Here is a 20,400-nt window from a genome sequence, read left to right as displayed (position 1 = left end):
TCATTCAATGTTAGTCTTCGGCTTTTAGTAAACTAAACTCAATATAAATCTATTCCTTTTTGGTGCAAATTATCCAAACAACTTTGTAAATATGCATCGTCGTGCTCTGGGTAAATTGGATCAGTCCACGGAATAGCTGGTAAATTTTCGTACTTATGACAATATTGTCCTCTATAATAAGGATCAAACCATTTAATATCTGGATGATAATGGCGCCGTTGCATTTCAGCTAATACTAACAAATGAAATTGATACAATTTATAGGGTGAATGTTGAAAAACATAGTTAACGGTAGCGTGGGGCTTGCCCCAGCCACGTCCGCGCAAAGCGGCAATTTCTCGATGTTGCCCCAATAACTGTTGCCTAGGCAATCGCCAAATTAAGTCTTGATGCCATAATCTCATAATTTTGCTTCGTTCTCCTGAATTAAACGTGAGTTTAATAAATAAGAAACTTGATACTTTTCAGCTAAACGACTTAAAAATGGACCCAATTCATCTTCTGCTGGTGATAATTCTTGCAATAAATGTAAGTAAGTTTGTTTTTCCTCTTCCGTACAAATTTTCTTAAAGTAGCCCCAGACATGCTGATAAGAGTTGGTTAAAGTTTTAACTGTTGGAGTTTGACTGGCCGCTTTTTCTAATAAGTTCTTGAATTCAATATTCTTTTGTTCCGACCATTCGTTGTCTTTAGCTAGCAGCCTAATCTGCTCATAGCACTGTTGCGAATGAGCCATCACCCAATATTTATTATGGGCCCACTCTTCTTGCCATTTATCCATTTTCATTTGTCCTATTTTTAGTGCATTTAAATGCATAGTTTTATTAATAATAAATTCTACCTAACTAAATTTTATTACTAAATAATATTTTACAACAAACGAATGAAACTAAATTTATTAAAACAACTTATCCAAAGTCAACAGCTATTTCATGTATCGTTTTTGAACAGTTTTATTCTTAGATTTACCCTGAAGTTGCTGTAAACCACCAGTAACAACTTTTCTTTGCCCAAATTCAATATCTAACACATCATAATTTTCATTAACAAAATCTTCAAAGTGCATTTCATGAATAAATTTTGGAAAATCATCAGTAAAGGAATCTAGCCAAATTTTAGTATTATTATTTTGATATGCTTTTTGCATTGGTGTTTTTTCACCCATAAAGTAAAGTTTCAAATCATATAACAAGTAATCAATGCGATCGTGATAAATTTGATAGCGATAAGTATTTATTGTTGGAACTTTGTGCTGAGGCCATATGAAATGTAACTTTACACTTGATCTGATTTTGGCATAGTTTGATAAAAATACTGGCATAGTTGACCCAAAATCTTTTAAACTTTTAACACCACAAACAATATCTGCTGACATTTTTATCTTTTGCTTATTGACGCCAACAAATAAATTACATTTCTTGCGCTTTAAATTATATTTAAGAGCTAGATCTTTGTATAATTCAACATCACAATCATCTGGATCTTCATATAGAGCATCTTCAACATTTTTGACCATTTTAGGATCATTAGTTTCCAACCAACTGTAATAATCACTTTGATAGAAATTTTTTAAACGTTCAATGTTTTTTAAGTATACTTGCAAAAATCATTCATTCTCCTGACTCTATTAGCCATTAACCATCCAGTCATGGAAATCCGGTGATTTTTTAGGGTCAAAATAACCATTTTCACCGATTTTGACATCCTCAACTGGAATTTGCTTAACCAAATTAGACCAATCTAATGCCGTTGGTAATTTTTTGATAGTGATTTCACCATTTTTTAGCTCGAATGACACTTTGCTTCCCTTTTTCAAACCTAAAGCTTTCCTGATTTGTATTGGAATAACTACTTGTCCTTTTTTTGAAACTTTACGAGTAAAAACGCAGTCCATAACAATTCCTCCTTGTAAAGAGTCTCTTGATTCAACCTCAAAATCATAAAGTTGATTTAGGATAAGAACTCTTATTTCAAATATTTTTTAATATAATTCATTTGATTAAGTATTAGCCGTAGACCACTGCATATGGGAATTGAATATTTGTTCAAACATTTGTAAGTATTGAGATCATAGTTAGTTGGTACAAAGTCGTTATAACTTAAAGCCCAATATTTGCTTGGTGAAATTCATCGTGATTCCAATAGAGTAATTTTAGAGGTGTTTTACCTGAAGTAAAATGTAAGTGATTAAAGAACTTTTGATAGCTTGATAGATATGGATTCTTGTTAACAGTTTCTTCATTTTTCTGCAAATTTAGTACATGACATTCTTTATTTGCAAAGTTTTTTAGTACCCTGAATCTGATCATTGCTTCGTCTTTATCTGTCATTGCCAATTTTTCAAGCCTAGAAGCTTCATTCACCATATAGTCTATCCGTTCTTGTAATTCTTCTTTGGTTGTATTATCGGATGGAATAATAGTTTCCATATTGTGTCTCCTACTTATATTTTCCAATTACTATGTCCTTTACTTCTTGAAGATAGTCGTCTGTATACTCAGGAACTAATAACTGACCGTCAATGGCATCAAGCATAATTTTTTCTTTATCCTTTAATTTTTTATAGACTGTATTATCAATGAAGCCTGTATGAGCAACATCACCTTTAGTCATTAAATAATAATATCGTGTATATTGATCAGCTGGTAACCCTAAACGATTAATACGATCTCTTGATTGCAGCATGAAGGTTAAATTGAAGTTATATTCGAAATAAACTGCATCATGAACTGTTTGATGCAAAGAAATAGACTCACCTAAAGTATTAGGATTGGAAACTAGTACTTGTACATCACCACTTCGGAAATCTTCAATCATTCCTTCACGATCCTGCTTAGGAGTTGCGCCGTAGACCAAAATTGTTTTGATACCTATACCATTGAGAGTATCAGTGATCTTCTTCATAGTGCCAATAAACATTCCCCAAACAAGTACCTTTTTCCCTTGACTGACTAATTTTTTGATCAAATCAATCCCTATCTCGAATTTTGGCGATTTCATTTTAGCTAGATCATACTTTTTATAAGTTTCTCCACTGCTAATATTTTCTTTTTCAATTTTTGACTCTTGTTTATTCCAGACACCAGAATCTATATCAATCAGTCCCAATTCTTTATAGTTAATTTTTGTTTTTAACAATTCGGGATTAGTCGATGCCTGTAACAATCTAATGAAAGTAGCTAAAGTCCCATTTTCATTTTCATATATAGCATGGGCCAAAACTAGTTGATTCTTTGAGGGTTCAACTTGTTCAATAATATCTGGATCTGGCTTGGGTACATGCAAATCTTTTTTATTAGTTCGCCAAAAGAAAGGCGATAATTTATGATTAACTTCTTTAGAATCGAGACCATTTAGTGTTGTCAAATCCCAGGAAAAAAATGAAGAGTACTCATTGGCGTACATGAGATGCAAGAAATTGTAAATATCTCTAAAGCCATTAGGAATTGGTGTCCCAGTTAATACATAACGATAGTACGGTACGTTACTTAAACTCAAGGCTGCCCTTGCGCGTTGACCTCCGATAGCTTTTACCCGATGGACCTCATCAAACACCAACATCGTTTTCAAATCTACCAAATCATTGATAATATTCAGCTTGCTTTGTAATGATTCATAATTGATATTGATTACATTTGCTTGAATCCAATCATGCGTAATAGCACCATAATTATTATTGTACTTTTTATCTCGCAAATTTAAGTAGTGTAATCCACGTTTCGGACCAAATACAGCTTTAAATTCAGTCCGCCAAGCCGCAAAAGCATTCAGAGGTGAGACAACTAATAATTTATCTATTTTATCTACTTTTGGACTAGATAAAAAAGCATAGGTTCCGTACATCATTGCTGTTTTTCCAGCACCAGGAACTGAGAAGTTTGCTGCACGTTTCATGATAGTCATAAAGAAACTAGCTTTTTCTTGTTCTACTTTTAATGGCCGAGTAATTTCTTGACTAACAATTGTTTTGAATATTTCAAATTCTTCATGCCAACGAGGATCCCCATCTTTAATTGTTAAACCAGCATGACTTTGTTTTTTAATATAATACTTCCGCTGTTGCACAAAATGATCAAAATTTTTGCTAGTCTGTATTTGAGGTAGCCCTTTTCTTTTCAAACGTTGATTAAGCTTGTTAACTAACTCCAACAACTGTACATATGTTAAATCTCTTTTAAAAGTTCTTTTTTCAAAATTTTCAAAATATGGAGAAAAGATAGCCAACCCACGCTTAGCAGTTTTTGTTTCCAAAGTACGGACTTTATCATCTAAAAGTTGAAATAACCCATTTTCATTCTTAATGATTATTGGACTGTTTGATTTCATTTCCATACTTATTGAACAACTCCTTACTTAGCTGATTCAAATCACGCATATATTTCTGTAAAGTTTTCAGTTGACCTTCACTTACTTCGCTATAGCGTAAATTTCCGAATAAGCCATTATTTTCATTCAAATCATGGTAGTACTTTACATTTTGCTTTATGTTTCGAATAAACTTATCTACAGACTCACTATTAAGAGCATTCTGCTTGTATGCCTCAAAAGTATCACCTATGGATTCAACTGTTTTATCTTCATCCGTCAAGCTTTGCATTAAATCGGAAGTTGTATTGATATCATTATTTTGTAGTGCATCAGACAAATCATCAACCATATTTGTTATACTATTATTAAATTTTCTATTATTATCACTGTTGTTAACCACATTTCTACCATATTGTCGAATATGTGTTCGAGCTGTATTTCCAATAACACCAACATGAATTTGATAAAGTATCACACCAAAATATGAATTCATAGTTTCATTTTTATGAACTTGAGAATCCGGACTGTTTCCAAAATTCTTAGAAAGTGATTTCCCCATTTCGTAAAATAAAGACCAAACCTTGCTTTCTTTCACTATATTATAGGCATTTTCTGGTGCTCCAATAAACTGAAGAAATTTTCGCATATAAACAGCACCATCATAGTACTTTTTAACCTCATTTAAACGCATATGGGAATCGGCAGCGTAATCAGCTTGAGTCATTATAGGATAATTACCACTAGTAGTTTGGTAAATATCCACAGCTAAATCAACTGGATCATAATCTTTCCGTTCCTCAACCCCCATCTGAAGAGCTAGTTCTAGTTTCTTAATTTTGACTCGTTCGGCTTTTTTGTTATATGAAAAAGGTAAAACAACGGCTTCAAAATAAACTGTTTTCCCTGTTGATTGCTTAATATCTCGCAAAGCGGTAAAACGGCGATTACCATCTACAATACGACCATCATCTAACACATAACCATATACTTGTTGTCCAGATGCAGCTATTGATTTCTCAGTTCTTTTAAGTGCAGCTAAATTATCTTTTTTAATCAAATTAGCTACAAAATTGTTATATTGAGGAGCATCTTGATCATTAGCAGGATTTAATTCATCTTGATATTGCGATATTCCTGTCGCTATCCGTCCATTTTTATCATTGTAATACAGATATTCGAGCGGAATTTTATAAACATCTAAGGTTTCAGAACTAACACCATTAACCTTGATTGGCAATTTTGGTTTGGCACCAGTTTTTTCTAATTTTCCTTCATTTGCTAGTTTAATTAATGATATCATCTTGGTTTAACTTCCTATTTTCCAGCTTATTAATCATTTGCTGTACTTTTTCCTCGCTCGTTGCCATATAATAGTAAACCCCTGTCTCTTTTAATTGATCAAAATACTTTTGCTGGATGATACGAATTTGTTCATCACCAAGTCGCATATTTTCAGCCTTAGTTTCAATCACCAAATAGGTTGGCTTTTTATTACCATTTTCAATCTTAAAAATAAAGTCAGGTGTTGTTGTTCCGTTATCAAAACGTGGAATTTTAATAGCTTGCTTTGGTAGTTTGCCAAAGACACTAATTTTTGGCCCATATGAACGTTGCAAAATTTTTAGCTCTGGATCTGCACTGTCATAACGTAAAGGTGGTCTATCATATAAATAAGAGGGATCTGAAGTAGAATTTGATTGATAAACTCCAATAGCATTCGCTGGAACTGAGTCAACAAATTCATGTTTCTTTGCATTATAAATTGATGTCGAACCCGAGAAATCAAGGGACTCATAACTATAGGATGTTTTTATGCGCTCATTAAATTGCTCATTAAAAGTCTGAACTAAATTATCTAATGTTTTTTTATTAATATAATTAGTGTTACCTTTTAAACGCTTAATGGCTTTAATCATAAGGTTATTAAGCAAATTAACTGGTAAATCCGTCTGCTTTGCTAAGATTTTAAGAAACTTGCCATAATTCATTGTCAGGTATCCACTTTTAAAATTAGACTTTGATCCACTAAATGAGGCATTATTTTTACCAGTTAATACTTCTTGATGATACATTTGTGGTCGTTCCAGAACAAAAATCTCATTATCACTATCATTAAAAACATTTCGTGCAACAATTTCTGCATTTTGATTAACTAAAGGATCAAACTTAATCATTTGCCGCCTAGACAGCTGTAGCCAAAGATCACTAAGTTGCTGCCAATTTTGTTTACGTAATTTAACTTTGGTACTTTCTTTTGAATTTTTATCTCGAATTTTTCCCTTTGTAATCTTTGATCGTTGTTCTAATTCTGGGTAGAAATAGCATAAAGCTTCATAACCAGACATTTTTTGATTTTCAATTTGCACCTGCTGATTAAACTCGTTTGATCGGTCAATCACGTTATGTGCCTCTAAATCAATAAGCAACTGATTACTATCAAATTTGGGATCAGTTTTGCTTCTTTCTTCCACAATTAGACTTATCATTTCTTTCGTAAGCTCTTTATGGTTTAGTCTGACTGGTGAGTCAGCATTAATTTCTCCCACCAGTTTTTCAGCAAAATCTCGTTCGTCATAGCCAATTAAAAAAGAGAGTCGGCTTTGCCATTCATCTTGATTTAAGCGATGGCCAGTTTCATCGACTGGTAGACGTAAACCACGACCAACTTCCTGAATTTTGCTAATTTCTGATCCAGAAGTCCTCAATTTTGCAATAGTAAATACATTAGGATTATCCCAACCTTCACGTAGAGTCCATTTTGAGAATAAAAAACGCCTAGTGATCCACTTTCCATTTTTGTCCTTAAAGCTCAACAATTTTTCTTTGTTACTTAATATATCTTTAACTTCGGCCTGAATATCTGCATCTGAACTTCCTAAATCCTCGCTAAAGTATCCAGCATAAACATCTTGATGTTCAGATTGCAAACTTCTTAAAGTTGCTTGTAAGAAAGAGTAGTATTCTTGCTCGCGATCGTCAATAGCCATTTCATAACGACTAATCAAGTTTTTTAATTTTTGCGTTAAAAGTTTCTCAAAGTGTTTGGCTAGCCAACCTCTTTTATTATTTTCGCCACGAAAACTAGTAATGCTATCAATGAAGAACAAAGATAGAGTTTTGATCCTTGGCGGATTATTACCTGAATTGGGCCTTAAAAAATTTTCTTCTTCTGCTTTAAAATGACAGTCTAAAGCTTGTGAAATGATTTCATCTTGGTAATTTTCCGCAAAAGTTCCTGGAATTAATTTCATGTCTTTAGATAGAGCTAATCCATTTGATAATTCACAATTAGTCCCGCCATCATAAGTAATATTACCCTCAAATTCGGAGTCAATATCTGCTAACTTTTCACCAACTTTAAGAGAATACTCCTTATTACCTTTAGAAAGAACTAATTCCCTTGCTTTAGCTTGCTTTACCTTATATAGGTTATTTGCTTGTTCTTTAGGCAAGTCAGGAAAATAAATGTCAACTCCCTTAACTAGACCCTGATTAAAACTGTCAATAGCATCAAGGTTAAATTGCGGTTTACCACGGTAATAATCCACTTTAGTTATCTTATTTTTACCACGACCCGTAGTACTTTCTGGAAAAGTAGCTCCAAAACGAATAATTAGCTGTGGCTCCATTTCTTCAATGTCATCATAAAACTTTTTGCCACGTGGAAAGCGTTGAGGTTCATCTATAATCAGTACAGGTCTAGTAGCGGCTATGGCCTTAATTGGTGAAGTTTCACCGCCCAGTAAAGTCTGGTCATAATCTGCACGATGCATTGATCTGGAATGGAGCATTCCTTGATTGACCAAAAGAACTTCAATTTGATTAGTATTTTGCCTAGTAGCTTCAACAAACTCAGATAATTGAGCCGGAAAATTGCGCCTACCTGAGCGTGAACTAAAATCACCAGCATTAATTACATTCAATTGTATCCGAGTGTTTTCATAAAATTCACTAAAATGCTGTTTAGCATAGTCACTATTAATGAAGCTTCGTGTTCCTTCTTTAATACTCGGACTTGGCACTGCAATGACAAACTTAAACAACCCATACTTTTGATGAAAATCGTACATCATTCTTGTATAAACATAGGTCTTACCTGTCCCAGTTTCCATTTTTATATCAATATTAGCTTTGTCTTTAAAACGATATCTAATTAATGGATTAGCATAGATATAATTAGCATTCGGATCATTACTCATGATATCCATGCCATAAAATGCTTCGTTAATTGCACAGAGAGCTTCAGTTTGATGTTTTAAAGTTTCAAGATTTATCTTCATGGTTTAGTACCTCTTTAATAAAATAACTTTACTATCTAGCTGCTTCAGGCCATTTTCAAGCTCGCGCAATTCCATAATATTAAATGAATAACCAAAAATAACCACACTTTGAATATTCAATTTATGACTACCAAGTTGGTTCAATAATTTCTTTGTCTCGCTGCTTCTCCAGCCCTCGCTAATCAAGTAAAGGCGATTATCTTCAACTTTATGAGCTGTGTAATCATTAAACTTAACTTCGTCAACTTTAGCATCAAAAGGATAGCCATCCTTAACAAGCCAAGTTGTGAGTATGGTTTCTTCACCAGTTGCTTCACCCTTTATACCTAAATTTTCACTTGAAAAATCATCAACCATATTAGTAAATAAGTTAATATTGTTTGGATCAAAAGAATTAATGTTTGCAAGAGTTTTTTTCGTTGGCTTTACAACTCTATAGTGTTTAAAACTGTCGTCGAAGTCTTTAGGTAAAGTTAATCTATTTTCTTGTTCAATTTTTTTTGCTGCGCGACGAATACGTTCACGGGAAATTTGATCGATAGACATAAATCCCGCGGTATAAGCTGCTTTACCACCCTTTGTAGGAATCTTATTGCCATCTTTATTTAACTTAGGTAAACCAGTCTCTTTGTCTACTTCATAAGTCTTTTCAGGTATCTGAACCATAATAAATTGACGATGACCGCAATCTTCAGCATTTAATTGCATTACTGCATCAGCAGTTGTTGAAGAGCCTGCAAAAAAATCCAGAACAATAGAATCATTATTTGTACCCAGATCAGTTATCCTTTTAATATAGCTAGTGGGTTTTGCAGTACTAAAAATTTTCTCCCCAAACAAATGTTGAATTTCTTGGGTACCATTAGTTGCCGTTCCCACATCATCCCATATAGATTTTGGCGTCTGTCCCTTATCTCTTACTTCGAAAAGAAATCTTTTCAACTGAGGTTTTGTTTTACCATATTTACCAAATACAATTCTATTTTCATTTAATAACTTTTTATACTCAGCTGGACCTGTTCTCCAACAACGTCCATTTGGTGGAAGAAAAGCTTCACCTGTATTTGGATTTATAATTTTAAAAGTTAAATTAGGTCTGATTCCAGGCGAATCGAATGGATCCGCTCTCCAGGGTCCCCTTTTATCATTATCAGGATTAGTGAATCCCTTATCATTTATACGTAATTTAAAGTTTGATTTGTTATTATTAAATGCCCTTATTTGTCTTGTATAGACAAGCAAACTATTATGATTTAATGAAACAACTGCATCATTTGAAACGGATTTTCTTGAATTCCAAATGATGTTGCTGATAAAGTTACTTTCACCAAAAATTTCATCACAAATTTCTCTTAGATTAGAAAGTTCATTATCATCAATAGAAATAAAAATTACACCACTATCTTTTAGTAACTGCTTAGCCAATTTCAATCTAGGATACATATATGTTAACCAAGCTGAGTGACTAGAATTACCTTGAATGCTCTTTAAATGTTGTAATTGATCATCATCTAATCCAAACATATCTTGAATTTCGCTATCCTTATATTCAAACTTATCAGGGTAAATAAAATCACCATTCCCTGTGTTATAAGGAGGATCAATATAAATCATATCAATTTTATTTTGGTAATTACTCTGCAAATGGCGTAAAACTTCTAGATTATCCCCAGTAAAAAAGAGATTGTCTGACCCAGCTCCAGCTCCTCTATTTTGTTTTTTATCTGGAACAATCACACTATTTGGCATCTCACCAGCCTGACGACGTGCATAGTCCTTTCCAATAAATTCTAATTGATAGCCCTCTCTAAGTTCATTAATATTTTTTCTTTTCAACTGATTCTTAAACTTGTCAAGATCAAAGGATCCATCTTTATTTATAAATTCTGGAAGCTTTTCTTTTAATTCATTTAGAAAAGCAGTATTTGGCTGCACAGCCTCATTATATTTTTCATTGTCTGTTTTCATTGATTATTCTCCTACTTTATGTTTTTACCCGTTTCACAAATATCTTAATACTTAAATTTTATTTAAATTATAATATGACTTTCAGTCTTTTTAAAATTCATAATCCTTATATTCTTTTATAACACATTTAAATTTAATTTTATAGTACTATAGTAGTTTCATATCTAATATATGTTTAAATAGATCTAATATTAATTAGAAATGCCGCAAACATTACTTCACCCGGTCCAGCACCGTCACTGCCTCAACATGTGGCGTTTGTGGAAACATGTCAACGGGATCGATTTGATTAAAGGTGTAGCCTTCATTCATAAATTCCTGCAGGTCACGAATCATGGTTGCGGGGTTACATGAAATATAGACAATCTTCTTCGGACCAGTTTTTACTGCTGCCTCAATAAATTCTGGTGTTAATCCTTTTCTTGGCGGGTCGACAAAGATGACATCAGCTTTCATCCCCTTAGCAGCCCATCTTGGCATCACTTCTTCTGCCTTACCAGTCACATATTTGGCATTATTGATACCATTCAACTTAGCATTATTATTGGCATCTTTCACCGCGTCAGACACGCTTTCAATTCCGTGAACAGATTTGACGTGCTTGGCAACGCTTAAACCAATAGTTCCAATACCAGAATATGCATCAACCATGATATCGTCCGCCTTTAAATCAGCTTTTTTAATGGCTAAATCATATAAGCGAGGTGTTTGCAGTGAATTAATTTGAAAGAAACTTTCAGGGGAAATCTTAAACTTTACATCACCTATTTGATCCGTAATTTGTGGCTTACCAAAGATTAAGTAATCAACTTTACCTAAAATAACGTTGGTCTTCTTCGGGTTATAGTTCAGGACTAGGCTAGTTACGCCTTCAATTTGCTTAATTGCCTCTGCTACTTTAGGTAGTTGCGGAAAATCCTTGTGCAGGCAAACCAAGATGACCATAATTTCGCCGGTGGCTTTACTGCGGCGAATGTCTAAATACCTGACTTCACCCTCATTATTAATCTCATCGTAAGCTGGAACACGATACTGCCTTAAAATGTCACGCACAGCCACTAAAACGCGGTCAATTTCAGGATCAGTTGTAAAGAAATTAGTCAGAGGCACTAAGTCGTGTGAATGTTTTCTGAAAAAGCCAATTTCAAGCTGGCCTTTAACTTCACGAACAGGCACTTGTGCCTTGTTACGGTAGCCCGTTTCTTCAGGACTAGGCAGGGTCTCGCCTACTTTTACATCATCCAAATGTGCTTTCTGCAGTAAATTTACTACTTGATTACGTTTAAATTCTAGCTGCTTATCATATTTGATGTGTGCTAAAGATGCTAAGCCTGTTTGAACCCACTGGTTAAGTTTAATGTTAACCCGGTCAGGGCTTTCCTTAATGATTTGCTCGATTTTAGCAAAAGCAAAGTGCTTTTTGACTTTTAAAATCTTAGCTTCTACCGTTTCACCCGATAAGGCATTATTGACAAATACTGTCATGCCCTCATAATGAGCTACTCCCATAGCTTCATATGATAAATCTGTAATTTCAAGTTTGATAATTTGATTCTTTTCCATATTTTGTCCTTTTTTACAAACATAATTAATATCTCTATTTTACTAAAAATCCTAGCAAAAGTAATGCACAAGTCGGTTTCTTAATATTGGATTAATTTCAACTTTATCCCTTCACACTTATTGTTGTCTGTGTTACTTTTAATACTAATAACTTAAAGAAAGGACGTTTTTCATGAACAATTATGATACTAATTCAGACAGGCGCCAAATCCACACCATCTCCGAAACCAATACTTTTTTAACTAAAATGTATGCCTTGATGGCTGGTGCGGTACTTGTTTCTGCGTTAGCAGCCTACTTAACAATGACTGTCTTCAGAAGCGCTGTGATGAACATGCCAGTGGCCATGATGTGGCTCATTTTATTTGTCCCATTTGGCTTGTCAATGGGTATTAGTTTTAAAGCTGATCGCAATCCAGTTGCCAGTCTAGTAATGTTAACGATATTATCAGCAATTTACGGTTTTGAATTTGCCTTAATTGCCGGCTTTTACACTGGTACGCAAATCACTTCTGCCTTTGTTTCAGCGGCAGCGGTGTTCATTGCGATGGCTTTATTTGGCACTTTTACTAAAAGAGATATGACTAACTGGAACTCTTACTTGAGTGCCGCTTTACTTGGCTTTGTTGTTGCCTTGATAGTTAATATGTTTTTACGTAACCCGGCCGTTACTTATGTCTTCTCATTTATTGGGGTCATTCTTTTTACAGGTTTAGTTGCCAGTGATGCTAACAAGATGAAAGCAATATACGTCAATTACGGTAATCAAGTTTCAGCCAACGGCTTGGCAGTTCTCGGTGCATTGCAACTCTACCTTGATTTCATTAACATTTTTATGTTCTTACTAGAAATCTTTGGTGGCAGTGGCAATAGTCGCAACTAACTGATTTTGTTACTAAACTAAAGAAGCAATTACTCGTGAAAGTAGTTGCTTCTTTTTATGCTTTATTTATTCACCAACGAAAAATTCAATTCGTTGTTGTAAATTTTTAAAAATAACAGGACAATAATCGCCAATTTCACCATCAAGGTTAACCGGCAACTTCTCGCCTTTGCTTTTACCCATTAATTCAATCTTTAAACTACGCGTCTTAGTGTAAATAATGTCGGGATCATCAACGTGCTTGCCGTTTAAAGCTAAAGCCATTAATTTTAACAACTTTACTGGATCTGATGGCTTAACAATTATTAATTGGAATAAGCCATCACTTAACTCAGCATCAGGCATAATTTGTTCAAAACCACCAATAGAATTAGTCATTCCGAGCAATAGCATAGACAGTTTGCCTTCGTATACGCCCTCATCATAGGTAAGACGAAGTTCGTTTTCAGTAAGATGAGGCAGCATTTCCGCACCCTTAATTAAGTAGGCAGTATAGCCAAGTGCAGACTTTACTTCCGACGGAACACCATATGTCAGTTCAGTCAATGAACCACAAGCAGCAATATTAACAAAATACTGAATATCCTTGGCAAAAGTTGCCTCACCAATATCCATTTTACGGGTTTTATTTTTGAGAATAACCTTTGTTGCTTCAGCAATATCATCTCGCGGTATATGCAGAGCACGAGCATAATCGTTAGTAGTACCGGCAGGAATAATTGCCATCTTTGGTCTTTTTTCCAAATTCGCAATACCGTTGACCACTTCATTAATGGTGCCATCACCGCCAGCGGCAACAATCAAATCAAAGCCTTCATTAGCTACCCGAGTTGCTTCTTTTTGCGCACTCTGCTTTTCTGGCTTGGTTCGAAATGCACTTGCCTCATACCCAGCTTGTTCCAAAACGTCCAATATATCCGCGACATTTTTAGGCATCTGTTCGTGACCAGATACAGGATTATAGATCAATCTTGCTTTTTCAGTCATAATTTCTACCCTTATTACTTCAAAAATTACTTAACGCTTCTGCAATTCTTCATTCAGCAACTTATTAATTATCTTTGGATTGGCCTTGCCCCTGGTTTGTTTCATCAACTGTCCGACAAGATAACCAATTGCCCGATCCTTACCGTTCTTAAAGTCTTCTACCGATTGTGGGTTGTTATCAACAACCTCTTTAACCATAGGTGCCAAGACGCTGGTATCAGATAACTGCACCATACCTTTGTCTTCAACGTATTTCTTAGGGTCTGTACCATTAGCGATTGTCTCTGCAAAGACCTTTTTAGCTATCTTAGAAGAAATCGTACCATCTTTAATCAATTTAATCATGGCAGCTAAATGCTCCGGTGTCAACTTAATATCAGCCAGTTCAACTCGATTATCATTCAAATAGCCATTAACCTGAGTGTTCATCCAATTAGCAGCAAGTTGCGGATCAGCTCCAGCAGCAACAGTTTGATCAAAGAAGTCTGAACTCTCTTTGGTTTGCAAAAGAACATTTGCGTCATATTCTTTCAGACCAAATTCATTCACATACTGGTTGTAACGTTCTTCAGCTGAACGCGGTAAAGTTGACTTGATTTCATCAATCCACTCTTGACTGATATGATCAGGTGCGATATCAGGTTCAGGGAAGTAACGGTAATCAGCATCGCCTTCTTTGACACGCTCCAAAACTGTTTTACCAGTTGCTTCATCAAAACGGCGAGTAGAAAGTTGCACGCGACCACCAGAAAGGAGAACCTGAGCTTGACGCTTTTCTTCATATGCCAAAGACTTACGCACATGTTCAAAAGAGTTCAAGTTTTTCATTTCAACTTTGGTACCCAGTTCCTTTTGACCGGCAGGTCTAATGGAAATGTTGGTATCAACACGCATTGATCCCTCTTCCATCTTAACATCGGAAGCACCGGTAAATTGCACTATCTTACGCAATTTTTCAAGGTAAGCATAGCCTTCATCCGGATCAGCAATTTCGGGCTCAGAAACAACTTCAAGTAGAGGAACACCCTGCCGGTTTAAGTCAACGTAAGAATAACCGTTGGTACCGTGAGTATTCTTGCCGGCATCTTCCTCAATATGCATTTCATGAATTCCAATGCGCTTTTTCTTACCGTGAGATTCAATTTCAACATAACCATCACGAGCTAGTGGTTGGAAAAATTGGGTAATCTGGTAAGCCTTAGGGCTATCTGGGTAGTAGTAATTTTTCCGGTCAAAATGAGTTGTTGGCAAAATATGAGCATGTGTGGCCAGTGCGACCATAATGCCTAAACGGTAAACGTCCTTGTTAACGTAAGGTAAAACACCCGGCATCGCCCAATCAATGACATTAGTTTCCGTGTTGGGTTTAGCACCATAACTTACTGGCGAAGGTGAAAAAATCTTACTTTTAGTTTTTAATTCAAAGTGAACTTCGAACCCAATCGTTGATTTAAAATTCATCAGTTAATCCTCCATTCCAGTTGGTGTTTTTTCATAAAACTTATTGCTTCGCTCAATAAAATCAGCAACTTGGAAAATACTGCCTTCATCAAAGCGTTTGGCCATAATCTGCAGTCCTACAGGCATTCCGTCAACTAAACCAGCAGGAACGCTGGCAGCAGGAATACCTGCTAAGTTGGCCGAGATCGTCAAGATATCATTGTTGTACATTTTAATTGGGTCAGAAATTTCACTACCGATGCCGAAAGCAGGAGTGGTGGTGGTTGGGCCCACAATCACATCATTCTCAGCAAAAATCTGATCGAATTCGTCACAAATTAACGTTCTGACTTTAGATGCTTGTCTAAAGAAACGATCATAAGAGCCAGCCGAAAGTGCAAAAGAGCCCAACATAATCCGCCGTTTAACTTCTTCGCCAAAGCCTTCTGAACGAGACTTAACGTAAACATCTAATAGATTCTTAGTATCTTGAGCACGGTAGCCGTAGCGAATACCATCAAATCTTTGCAAGTTTGATGAAGCCTCACTTGAAGCAATAATGTAATAGTCTGGAACTACATACTTGGTTAAAGGTAAAGATACCTCAGTGATAATTGCTCCAGCATTTTCCAAAGCATCAATTTGTTCTTGAATTGCGTTGCGCATATCACCATTAACAGCAGCCATATATTCTTTAACTACCGCTACATGCATACCCTTAACATCTTGACCAATGTACTTGGTAAAATCAGGCACTGCTCTAGTCGAAAGAGTAGAGTCGTGCTCGTCACTACCTGCAATAACATTCAGAACTTCAGCTGAGGTCTTTGCCCGCTTACTCATCACACCGATTTCATCTAATGAAGAAGCAAAAGCAATTAAGCCCCAACGTGAAACGCGACCATATGTCGGCTTAATACCAAAAATGCCGTTAAATGCGGAAGGCTGCCTGATCGAACCACCAGTGTCTGAACCCAAAGCAGCAACGACTTGGCCCGAGGCAACAGCAACAGCTGAACCACCAGATGAACCGCCCGGTACTTTATCCAAATTCCACGGATTGTGGGTAATGCCAAAGTATGAATGTTCCGTAGAAGAACCCATCGCAAATTCATCCATGTTGGTTTTACCCACAAAAGTCACTTGCGCCTTTTTTAATCTTTCAATGACAGTCGCATCATATACCGGAATGTAATTATCTAGAATATGACTAGCTGCCGTTGTTTTAACACCATCAGTAATAATGTTGTCTTTAATGGCAACCGGAATGCCAGCAAGTTTATTATGAGCAAAGTCTAAATCATTTTGTGGCTTTGCAACTTCTTGAACAGTAATCCAAGCGTTCAACTTGTCATCTGTCTTTTTAATATTATCAATTGTATCTTGCGCTAATTTGTCGGCTGACAATGTCTTGTGGGCAAGTTTTTCATTTAAAGAGTCAATATCTTCATTTAAGTAATTCATTACTCGTCCTCATCCTTATTAATAATTACCGGAACCTTAATGAAGCCATTGGCCTGTTCAGGAACATTTTTCATTAATTCAGCTCGATCTTGCCAGTGTTCAGGCTCATCTTCTCTAAAGACAGTATCACGATCAACAACCTGAACGGTTTCTTTCACACCAGCAGTATTAACTTCTGATAATTGATCAGCCATATTAATAATTGAACTCATTTGTTCAGTTACCTTGCTGATATCTTTTTCATCAATCTCAAGTCGCGACAAAGTCGCAACGTGTTTAATTGTATCTTCTGTAATTTCCACGCAAATATACCTCCTTATTCGCCACCATAAATATGGACTTGATAACTACTATCCCCTGTTTCTTTAGCAACTAAAGCCTGGATATCATTAACGGAACCAATCTTAATTTCGATGGGCACGTTATTAGCCAAATACTTCTTTGCGGTTGATAAAACCAGCCTGGTAAAACTTTGAATTTGCTCATACCCATAAAACTGGGTAGTAATTGTAATATTTTCTTGAGCTAACTTACCATTTTCATAGCGTAAAGTTGCTGTTACACCACTGATATTAGGGAAATAATTTTGAATAGATTCTTTAAAACTATTGAAACTGGAAGCATCACTGCTATTAATTGCTTTTTTACCACCAACCGTTGGTAAAACTTCCGCTTGAGTATTAATAGTTTTCCATTTAGTTATTTTACTACTATTAGCGGCCGCTGTCCCGCTCAAAAAGTAAGTTCCAGCCACTAAAGAGTCCTTGCTTTCTTTGGCAAAAAGCCCAACCGTAATTGGAACGCTCTTTAAAGCTTTCTTTTTCCGTAAACGATCCACTACTTTTTGAGCTGCAGCTTGTCCATACTGCTTTTGCTGCGTACGTGAAATTTGTGCCTGGTATTCAGGACCATCTTTTTTCTTTTGATAATAGTCAATTGAATTAAGAGCAAGCCCAATACTAATACCACCTATGTGGTAATTTGAACCGGATCCAGTCAAAAAATCTTGTTCAATTATTTCTTCTAAATAAATTGGTTGGTAATTTTTCTTAGTTCCTATTTTGGGATTAAGGCCAGTGGGATTTGACTTTGACTTTCGCCGCAGCCATTGATTGGCTACAGTGGCAGAAATGTACTGGCCTTCCTGAAAGACATATGAATTTGTTGAATAAACACCTTTAGAAATCTGGACCAAGCCTCGTTCTAATTCTCTGGTGTCAACAGAATTATCATTATCAGTCGCTGTCAGGCCAGATATTGGGCTTGTTACATAATGCCCGTTTTTAAGCAAAACAGTATACCCATTATTACCAGTATCAGTAGTTTGATATGTTTTAGGGCTTGAATTCGATGATGTTTTAGCGTTATTCGCCAAGTTGGAATTTTTCAAGTTGCCGCAAGCCGTCAAACTCAATGATATTCCCAAAAGCGTTAATATTTGCAAGTATTTTTTCACTTTAAAAGTTCCTTTATTTAACTTGAGCAATTGCTTCTTCCTCAGTCAATAACGGTACACCGAGCCTCTGCGCTTTAGTGTATTTGGAACCAGCGTCCTGACCATAAATTACATAATCGGTTTTCCTTGAAACTGAACCAGTTACCTTAGCACCAAGTGCTTGTAATTTCTTGGTAAACTCACTTCTAGTGTAATGCGCCAGAGTTCCTGTTAAAACGACAGTTTTACCTTTAAAGTAATTGTCAGAGATTGCTGCAGTGTCTTCAGGTTCTGCACCTAGATAATCCATGTTAACACCACTATTTTTAAGTTCATTAACTAGATCTTTAACTTCATCTTGAGCAAAATAAGTGGTTAAAGATTCTGCAATTGTCCTTCCTATTGTAGCGATAGCAGCTACATCTTGCACGTCTGCAGTTATAATCTTTGCCATATTTTTAAACTTTTGTGCAATTAATCTGGCAGCCTTTGCACCGACATGATCAATTCCAAGTCCAGTTAACAATAATTCAACGGAATTTCTTTTTGAATTATTGATGGCGTTTAATAAATTGCTGATAGATTTATCTTTAAAATGATCCAGTTTTTCCAAATCAGCAGCGGTTAAATGATACAAATCAGCTACATTATGAACTAGACCATTCTTAATTAACTGCCGCACGATTTTAGGTCCTAGGCCGTCAATATTCATAGCCGGTCTGGAAGCAAAATGAGTTATACCCTCTTCAATTTGAGCAGGACACGATGGATTAACACAGCGCAATGCTACTTCATCTTTTAGATGAATCAATTTTTCTCCACACGACGGGCAAGTTGTTGGAATCGGATAAGGTTGAGCATCCTTCGGCCTTTTAGCTAATACCACTTCTGAAATCTCAGGTATAATATCGCCCGCTTTATGTAACATAACGGTATCGCCAATACGGACATCTTTTTGTTGCAATAAATCGGCGTTATGCAAAACAGCATGAGAAACTGTAGTACCAGCTAACTGGACAGGATCCATAATCGCAGTTGGCGTTACAACTCCAGTACGACCGACCGTCCACTTAATTTCATGAACCACAGTTTCCTGCTCTTCAGGAGGAAATTTATACGCTATTTCCCAACGGGGTACTTTGACGGTATTTCCTAGTTCTTGTTGCAAATCCAAATCGTCAACTTTTAAAACGATCCCGTCAATACCGTAATCTAGCGAATTTCTTTTAGCAGTATACTCGTCAATAAAAGCAAAAATATCGGCCATTTTCGCAATTCTGCGACCGGTTTGATTAGTATGAAAACCCAGCTGCGTCATCTTTTCAATGGCTTGGTGTTGGCTGGTAATTTCTGCTGGCGGATTAACCCAAGTATAAATAAATGTGCTCAAGTGCCTTTGTTTGGTAATACTTGCATCTAATTGCCGTAAAGAGCCGGCTGCAGCGTTACGTGGATTGGCAAAAGTTGTTTCGCCGTTTTCATCACGTTCCGCATTGAGTTTAGCAAATGGTTCTTTACCCATGTAACATTCACCCCGGACTTCCATGGTCAATTTTGCGGGCAAGGTTTGCGGTATATCAGAAATATAGCGCGCATTAGGAGTAACGTCTTCACCTACTTGACCATTTCCCCTGGTAGAAGCCCTGGTTAATTTACCGTCAGTATACTCTAAGGCAATAGACAGACCATCTATCTTTAATTCGACATTATAAGCAACTTCGTGACCTATTTGTTTTTGCACTCTGTCATCAAATTCCTGCAGTTCTTCTTTAGAAAAAACATCTCCCATTGATAACATCGGAATTTCATGAGAAACCTTAGTAAACTGATTGTCAATCTGTCCCCCTACTTTTTGAGTAATGGAATCTTGTGACACCAGTTGTGGAAATTCCTGCTCAAGTTCAACTAAACGATTATAGTTTTTATCGTACACATTATCTTCAACTTCAGGTGTGTCTTTTGTATAGTAGGCATTTGCCCATTCGTCTAGTTTATCTCTTAGAGCTGCGACTTCTTTTCTGGCCTCATCAAGAGTTAAATCTGCCATTTTCTTCCTCCTGATTTAAAACTAT

The 20,400-nt window shown here is 35.9% G+C and carries 17 protein-coding genes; 1 reads left to right on the top strand and 16 read right to left on the bottom strand.

Translation table 11 applies throughout. The features are described 5' to 3' along the window. Positions 1-38: 38 nt before the first annotated feature. The 10 genes from LDX54_RS03195 to rlmD form a co-directional block, all read right to left on the bottom strand. Positions 39-404 carry a TIGR02328 family protein gene (locus LDX54_RS03195; protein ID WP_265666879.1) on the bottom strand — a complete coding sequence of 122 codons (366 nt, stop codon included), beginning with the start codon at positions 402-404 and terminating at the stop codon, positions 39-41. Next, the gene (locus LDX54_RS03190; protein WP_265666880.1) at positions 401-781 is read right to left on the bottom strand and encodes a YbgA family protein; all 381 of its coding nucleotides are present in this window, start codon (positions 779-781) and stop codon (positions 401-403) included. Before LDX54_RS03190 ends, LDX54_RS03195 begins: the two co-directional genes overlap by 4 nt. 144 nt (positions 782-925) lie before the next feature. Beyond that, entirely contained in the window at positions 926-1,603 is a 678-nt protein-coding gene (locus LDX54_RS03185) for a hypothetical protein (protein WP_265666881.1), read from the bottom strand. A gap of 24 nt (positions 1,604-1,627) precedes the next feature. Beyond that, the gene (locus LDX54_RS03180; RefSeq protein WP_265666882.1) at positions 1,628-1,894 is read right to left on the bottom strand and encodes an AbrB/MazE/SpoVT family DNA-binding domain-containing protein; all 267 of its coding nucleotides are present in this window, start codon (positions 1,892-1,894) and stop codon (positions 1,628-1,630) included. A gap of 205 nt (positions 1,895-2,099) precedes the next feature. Next, positions 2,100-2,429: a hypothetical protein gene (locus tag LDX54_RS03175; RefSeq protein WP_265666883.1), complete on the bottom strand. Its 330-nt coding sequence runs from the start codon at positions 2,427-2,429 to the stop codon at positions 2,100-2,102. A gap of 10 nt (positions 2,430-2,439) precedes the next feature. Next, entirely contained in the window at positions 2,440-4,332 is a 1,893-nt protein-coding gene (locus LDX54_RS03170; RefSeq protein ID WP_265666884.1) for a DEAD/DEAH box helicase, read from the bottom strand. Beyond that, the gene (locus tag LDX54_RS03165; protein ID WP_265666885.1) at positions 4,298-5,608 is read right to left on the bottom strand and encodes a hypothetical protein; all 1,311 of its coding nucleotides are present in this window, start codon (positions 5,606-5,608) and stop codon (positions 4,298-4,300) included. The genes LDX54_RS03170 and LDX54_RS03165 overlap by 35 nt, the downstream gene beginning before the upstream one ends. Continuing rightward, positions 5,592-8,588 carry a type III restriction-modification system endonuclease gene (locus LDX54_RS03160; RefSeq protein ID WP_265666886.1) on the bottom strand — a complete coding sequence of 999 codons (2,997 nt, stop codon included), beginning with the start codon at positions 8,586-8,588 and terminating at the stop codon, positions 5,592-5,594. Before LDX54_RS03160 ends, LDX54_RS03165 begins: the two co-directional genes overlap by 17 nt. Positions 8,589-8,591: 3 nt before the next feature. After that, positions 8,592-10,556, bottom strand: coding sequence for a site-specific DNA-methyltransferase (locus tag LDX54_RS03155; protein WP_265666887.1), 1,965 nt, complete (start codon positions 10,554-10,556; stop codon positions 8,592-8,594). 213 nt (positions 10,557-10,769) lie between these two features. Further along, entirely contained in the window at positions 10,770-12,119 is a 1,350-nt protein-coding gene (gene rlmD / locus LDX54_RS03150; protein ID WP_265666888.1) for a 23S rRNA (uracil(1939)-C(5))-methyltransferase RlmD, read from the bottom strand. Positions 12,120-12,291: 172 nt separating this feature from the next. Between rlmD and LDX54_RS03145 the strand changes: the two genes are divergently transcribed. After that, complete coding sequence (locus tag LDX54_RS03145) at positions 12,292-13,002, top strand: Bax inhibitor-1/YccA family protein (RefSeq protein WP_265666889.1); 711 nt, start codon at positions 12,292-12,294, stop codon at positions 13,000-13,002. 66 nt (positions 13,003-13,068) lie between these two features. On the opposite strand, the gene LDX54_RS03140 is transcribed toward LDX54_RS03145, so the two are convergent. The 6 genes from LDX54_RS03140 to ligA are packed head-to-tail and all read right to left on the bottom strand — an operon-like array spanning position 13,069 to position 20,375. After that, the gene (locus LDX54_RS03140) at positions 13,069-13,989 is read right to left on the bottom strand and encodes a diacylglycerol kinase family lipid kinase (protein WP_265666890.1); all 921 of its coding nucleotides are present in this window, start codon (positions 13,987-13,989) and stop codon (positions 13,069-13,071) included. Between the two features lie 30 nt (positions 13,990-14,019). Continuing rightward, the gene (gene gatB / locus LDX54_RS03135; RefSeq protein ID WP_046324529.1) at positions 14,020-15,450 is read right to left on the bottom strand and encodes an Asp-tRNA(Asn)/Glu-tRNA(Gln) amidotransferase subunit GatB; all 1,431 of its coding nucleotides are present in this window, start codon (positions 15,448-15,450) and stop codon (positions 14,020-14,022) included. Between the two features lie 3 nt (positions 15,451-15,453). Further along, positions 15,454-16,893 carry an Asp-tRNA(Asn)/Glu-tRNA(Gln) amidotransferase subunit GatA gene (gene gatA, locus LDX54_RS03130; protein ID WP_265666891.1) on the bottom strand — a complete coding sequence of 480 codons (1,440 nt, stop codon included), beginning with the start codon at positions 16,891-16,893 and terminating at the stop codon, positions 15,454-15,456. Continuing rightward, a complete protein-coding gene (gatC, locus tag LDX54_RS03125) occupies positions 16,893-17,195 on the bottom strand; it encodes an Asp-tRNA(Asn)/Glu-tRNA(Gln) amidotransferase subunit GatC (protein ID WP_046324527.1) in 303 nt (100 codons plus the stop codon). The genes gatA and gatC overlap by 1 nt, the downstream gene beginning before the upstream one ends. 14 nt (positions 17,196-17,209) lie before the next feature. Beyond that, entirely contained in the window at positions 17,210-18,349 is a 1,140-nt protein-coding gene (locus LDX54_RS03120) for a CamS family sex pheromone protein (RefSeq protein WP_265666892.1), read from the bottom strand. A 13-nt stretch (positions 18,350-18,362) separates the two neighbouring features. Then, positions 18,363-20,375: an NAD-dependent DNA ligase LigA gene (ligA, locus tag LDX54_RS03115; protein ID WP_265666893.1), complete on the bottom strand. Its 2,013-nt coding sequence runs from the start codon at positions 20,373-20,375 to the stop codon at positions 18,363-18,365. Positions 20,376-20,400: the final 25 nt, after the last annotated feature.

The sequence above is a fragment of the Lactobacillus sp. IBH004 genome (assembly GCF_026185255.2).
Taxonomy (GTDB): domain Bacteria; phylum Bacillota; class Bacilli; order Lactobacillales; family Lactobacillaceae; genus Lactobacillus; species Lactobacillus melliventris.
The sequence above is the reverse complement of the archived record's forward strand: the minus strand, read 5'-3'. Positions and strand labels throughout refer to the sequence as shown.

Excerpts from the sequence above, each read along its gene's own strand:
- LDX54_RS03195 (WP_265666879.1), bottom strand. The coding sequence starts at position 404 with ATGAGATTATGGCATCAAGACTTAATTTGGCGATTGCCTAGGCAACAG.
- LDX54_RS03190 (WP_265666880.1), bottom strand. The coding sequence starts at position 781 with ATGGATAAATGGCAAGAAGAGTGGGCCCATAATAAATATTGGGTGATG.
- LDX54_RS03180 (WP_265666882.1), bottom strand. The coding sequence starts at position 1,894 with ATGGACTGCGTTTTTACTCGTAAAGTTTCAAAAAAAGGACAAGTAGTT.
- LDX54_RS03175 (WP_265666883.1), bottom strand. The coding sequence starts at position 2,429 with ATGGAAACTATTATTCCATCCGATAATACAACCAAAGAAGAATTACAA.
- LDX54_RS03170 (WP_265666884.1), bottom strand. The coding sequence starts at position 4,332 with ATGGAAATGAAATCAAACAGTCCAATAATCATTAAGAATGAAAATGGG.
- LDX54_RS03165 (WP_265666885.1), bottom strand. The coding sequence starts at position 5,608 with ATGATATCATTAATTAAACTAGCAAATGAAGGAAAATTAGAAAAAACT.
- LDX54_RS03160 (WP_265666886.1), bottom strand. The coding sequence starts at position 8,588 with ATGAAGATAAATCTTGAAACTTTAAAACATCAAACTGAAGCTCTCTGT.
- LDX54_RS03155 (WP_265666887.1), bottom strand. The coding sequence starts at position 10,556 with ATGAAAACAGACAATGAAAAATATAATGAGGCTGTGCAGCCAAATACT.
- rlmD (WP_265666888.1), bottom strand. The coding sequence starts at position 12,119 with ATGGAAAAGAATCAAATTATCAAACTTGAAATTACAGATTTATCATAT.
- LDX54_RS03145 (WP_265666889.1), top strand. The coding sequence starts at position 12,292 with ATGAACAATTATGATACTAATTCAGACAGGCGCCAAATCCACACCATC.
- LDX54_RS03140 (WP_265666890.1), bottom strand. The coding sequence starts at position 13,989 with ATGACTGAAAAAGCAAGATTGATCTATAATCCTGTATCTGGTCACGAA.
- gatB (WP_046324529.1), bottom strand. The coding sequence starts at position 15,450 with ATGAATTTTAAATCAACGATTGGGTTCGAAGTTCACTTTGAATTAAAA.
- gatA (WP_265666891.1), bottom strand. The coding sequence starts at position 16,893 with ATGAATTACTTAAATGAAGATATTGACTCTTTAAATGAAAAACTTGCC.
- ligA (WP_265666893.1), bottom strand. The coding sequence starts at position 20,375 with ATGGCAGATTTAACTCTTGATGAGGCCAGAAAAGAAGTCGCAGCTCTA.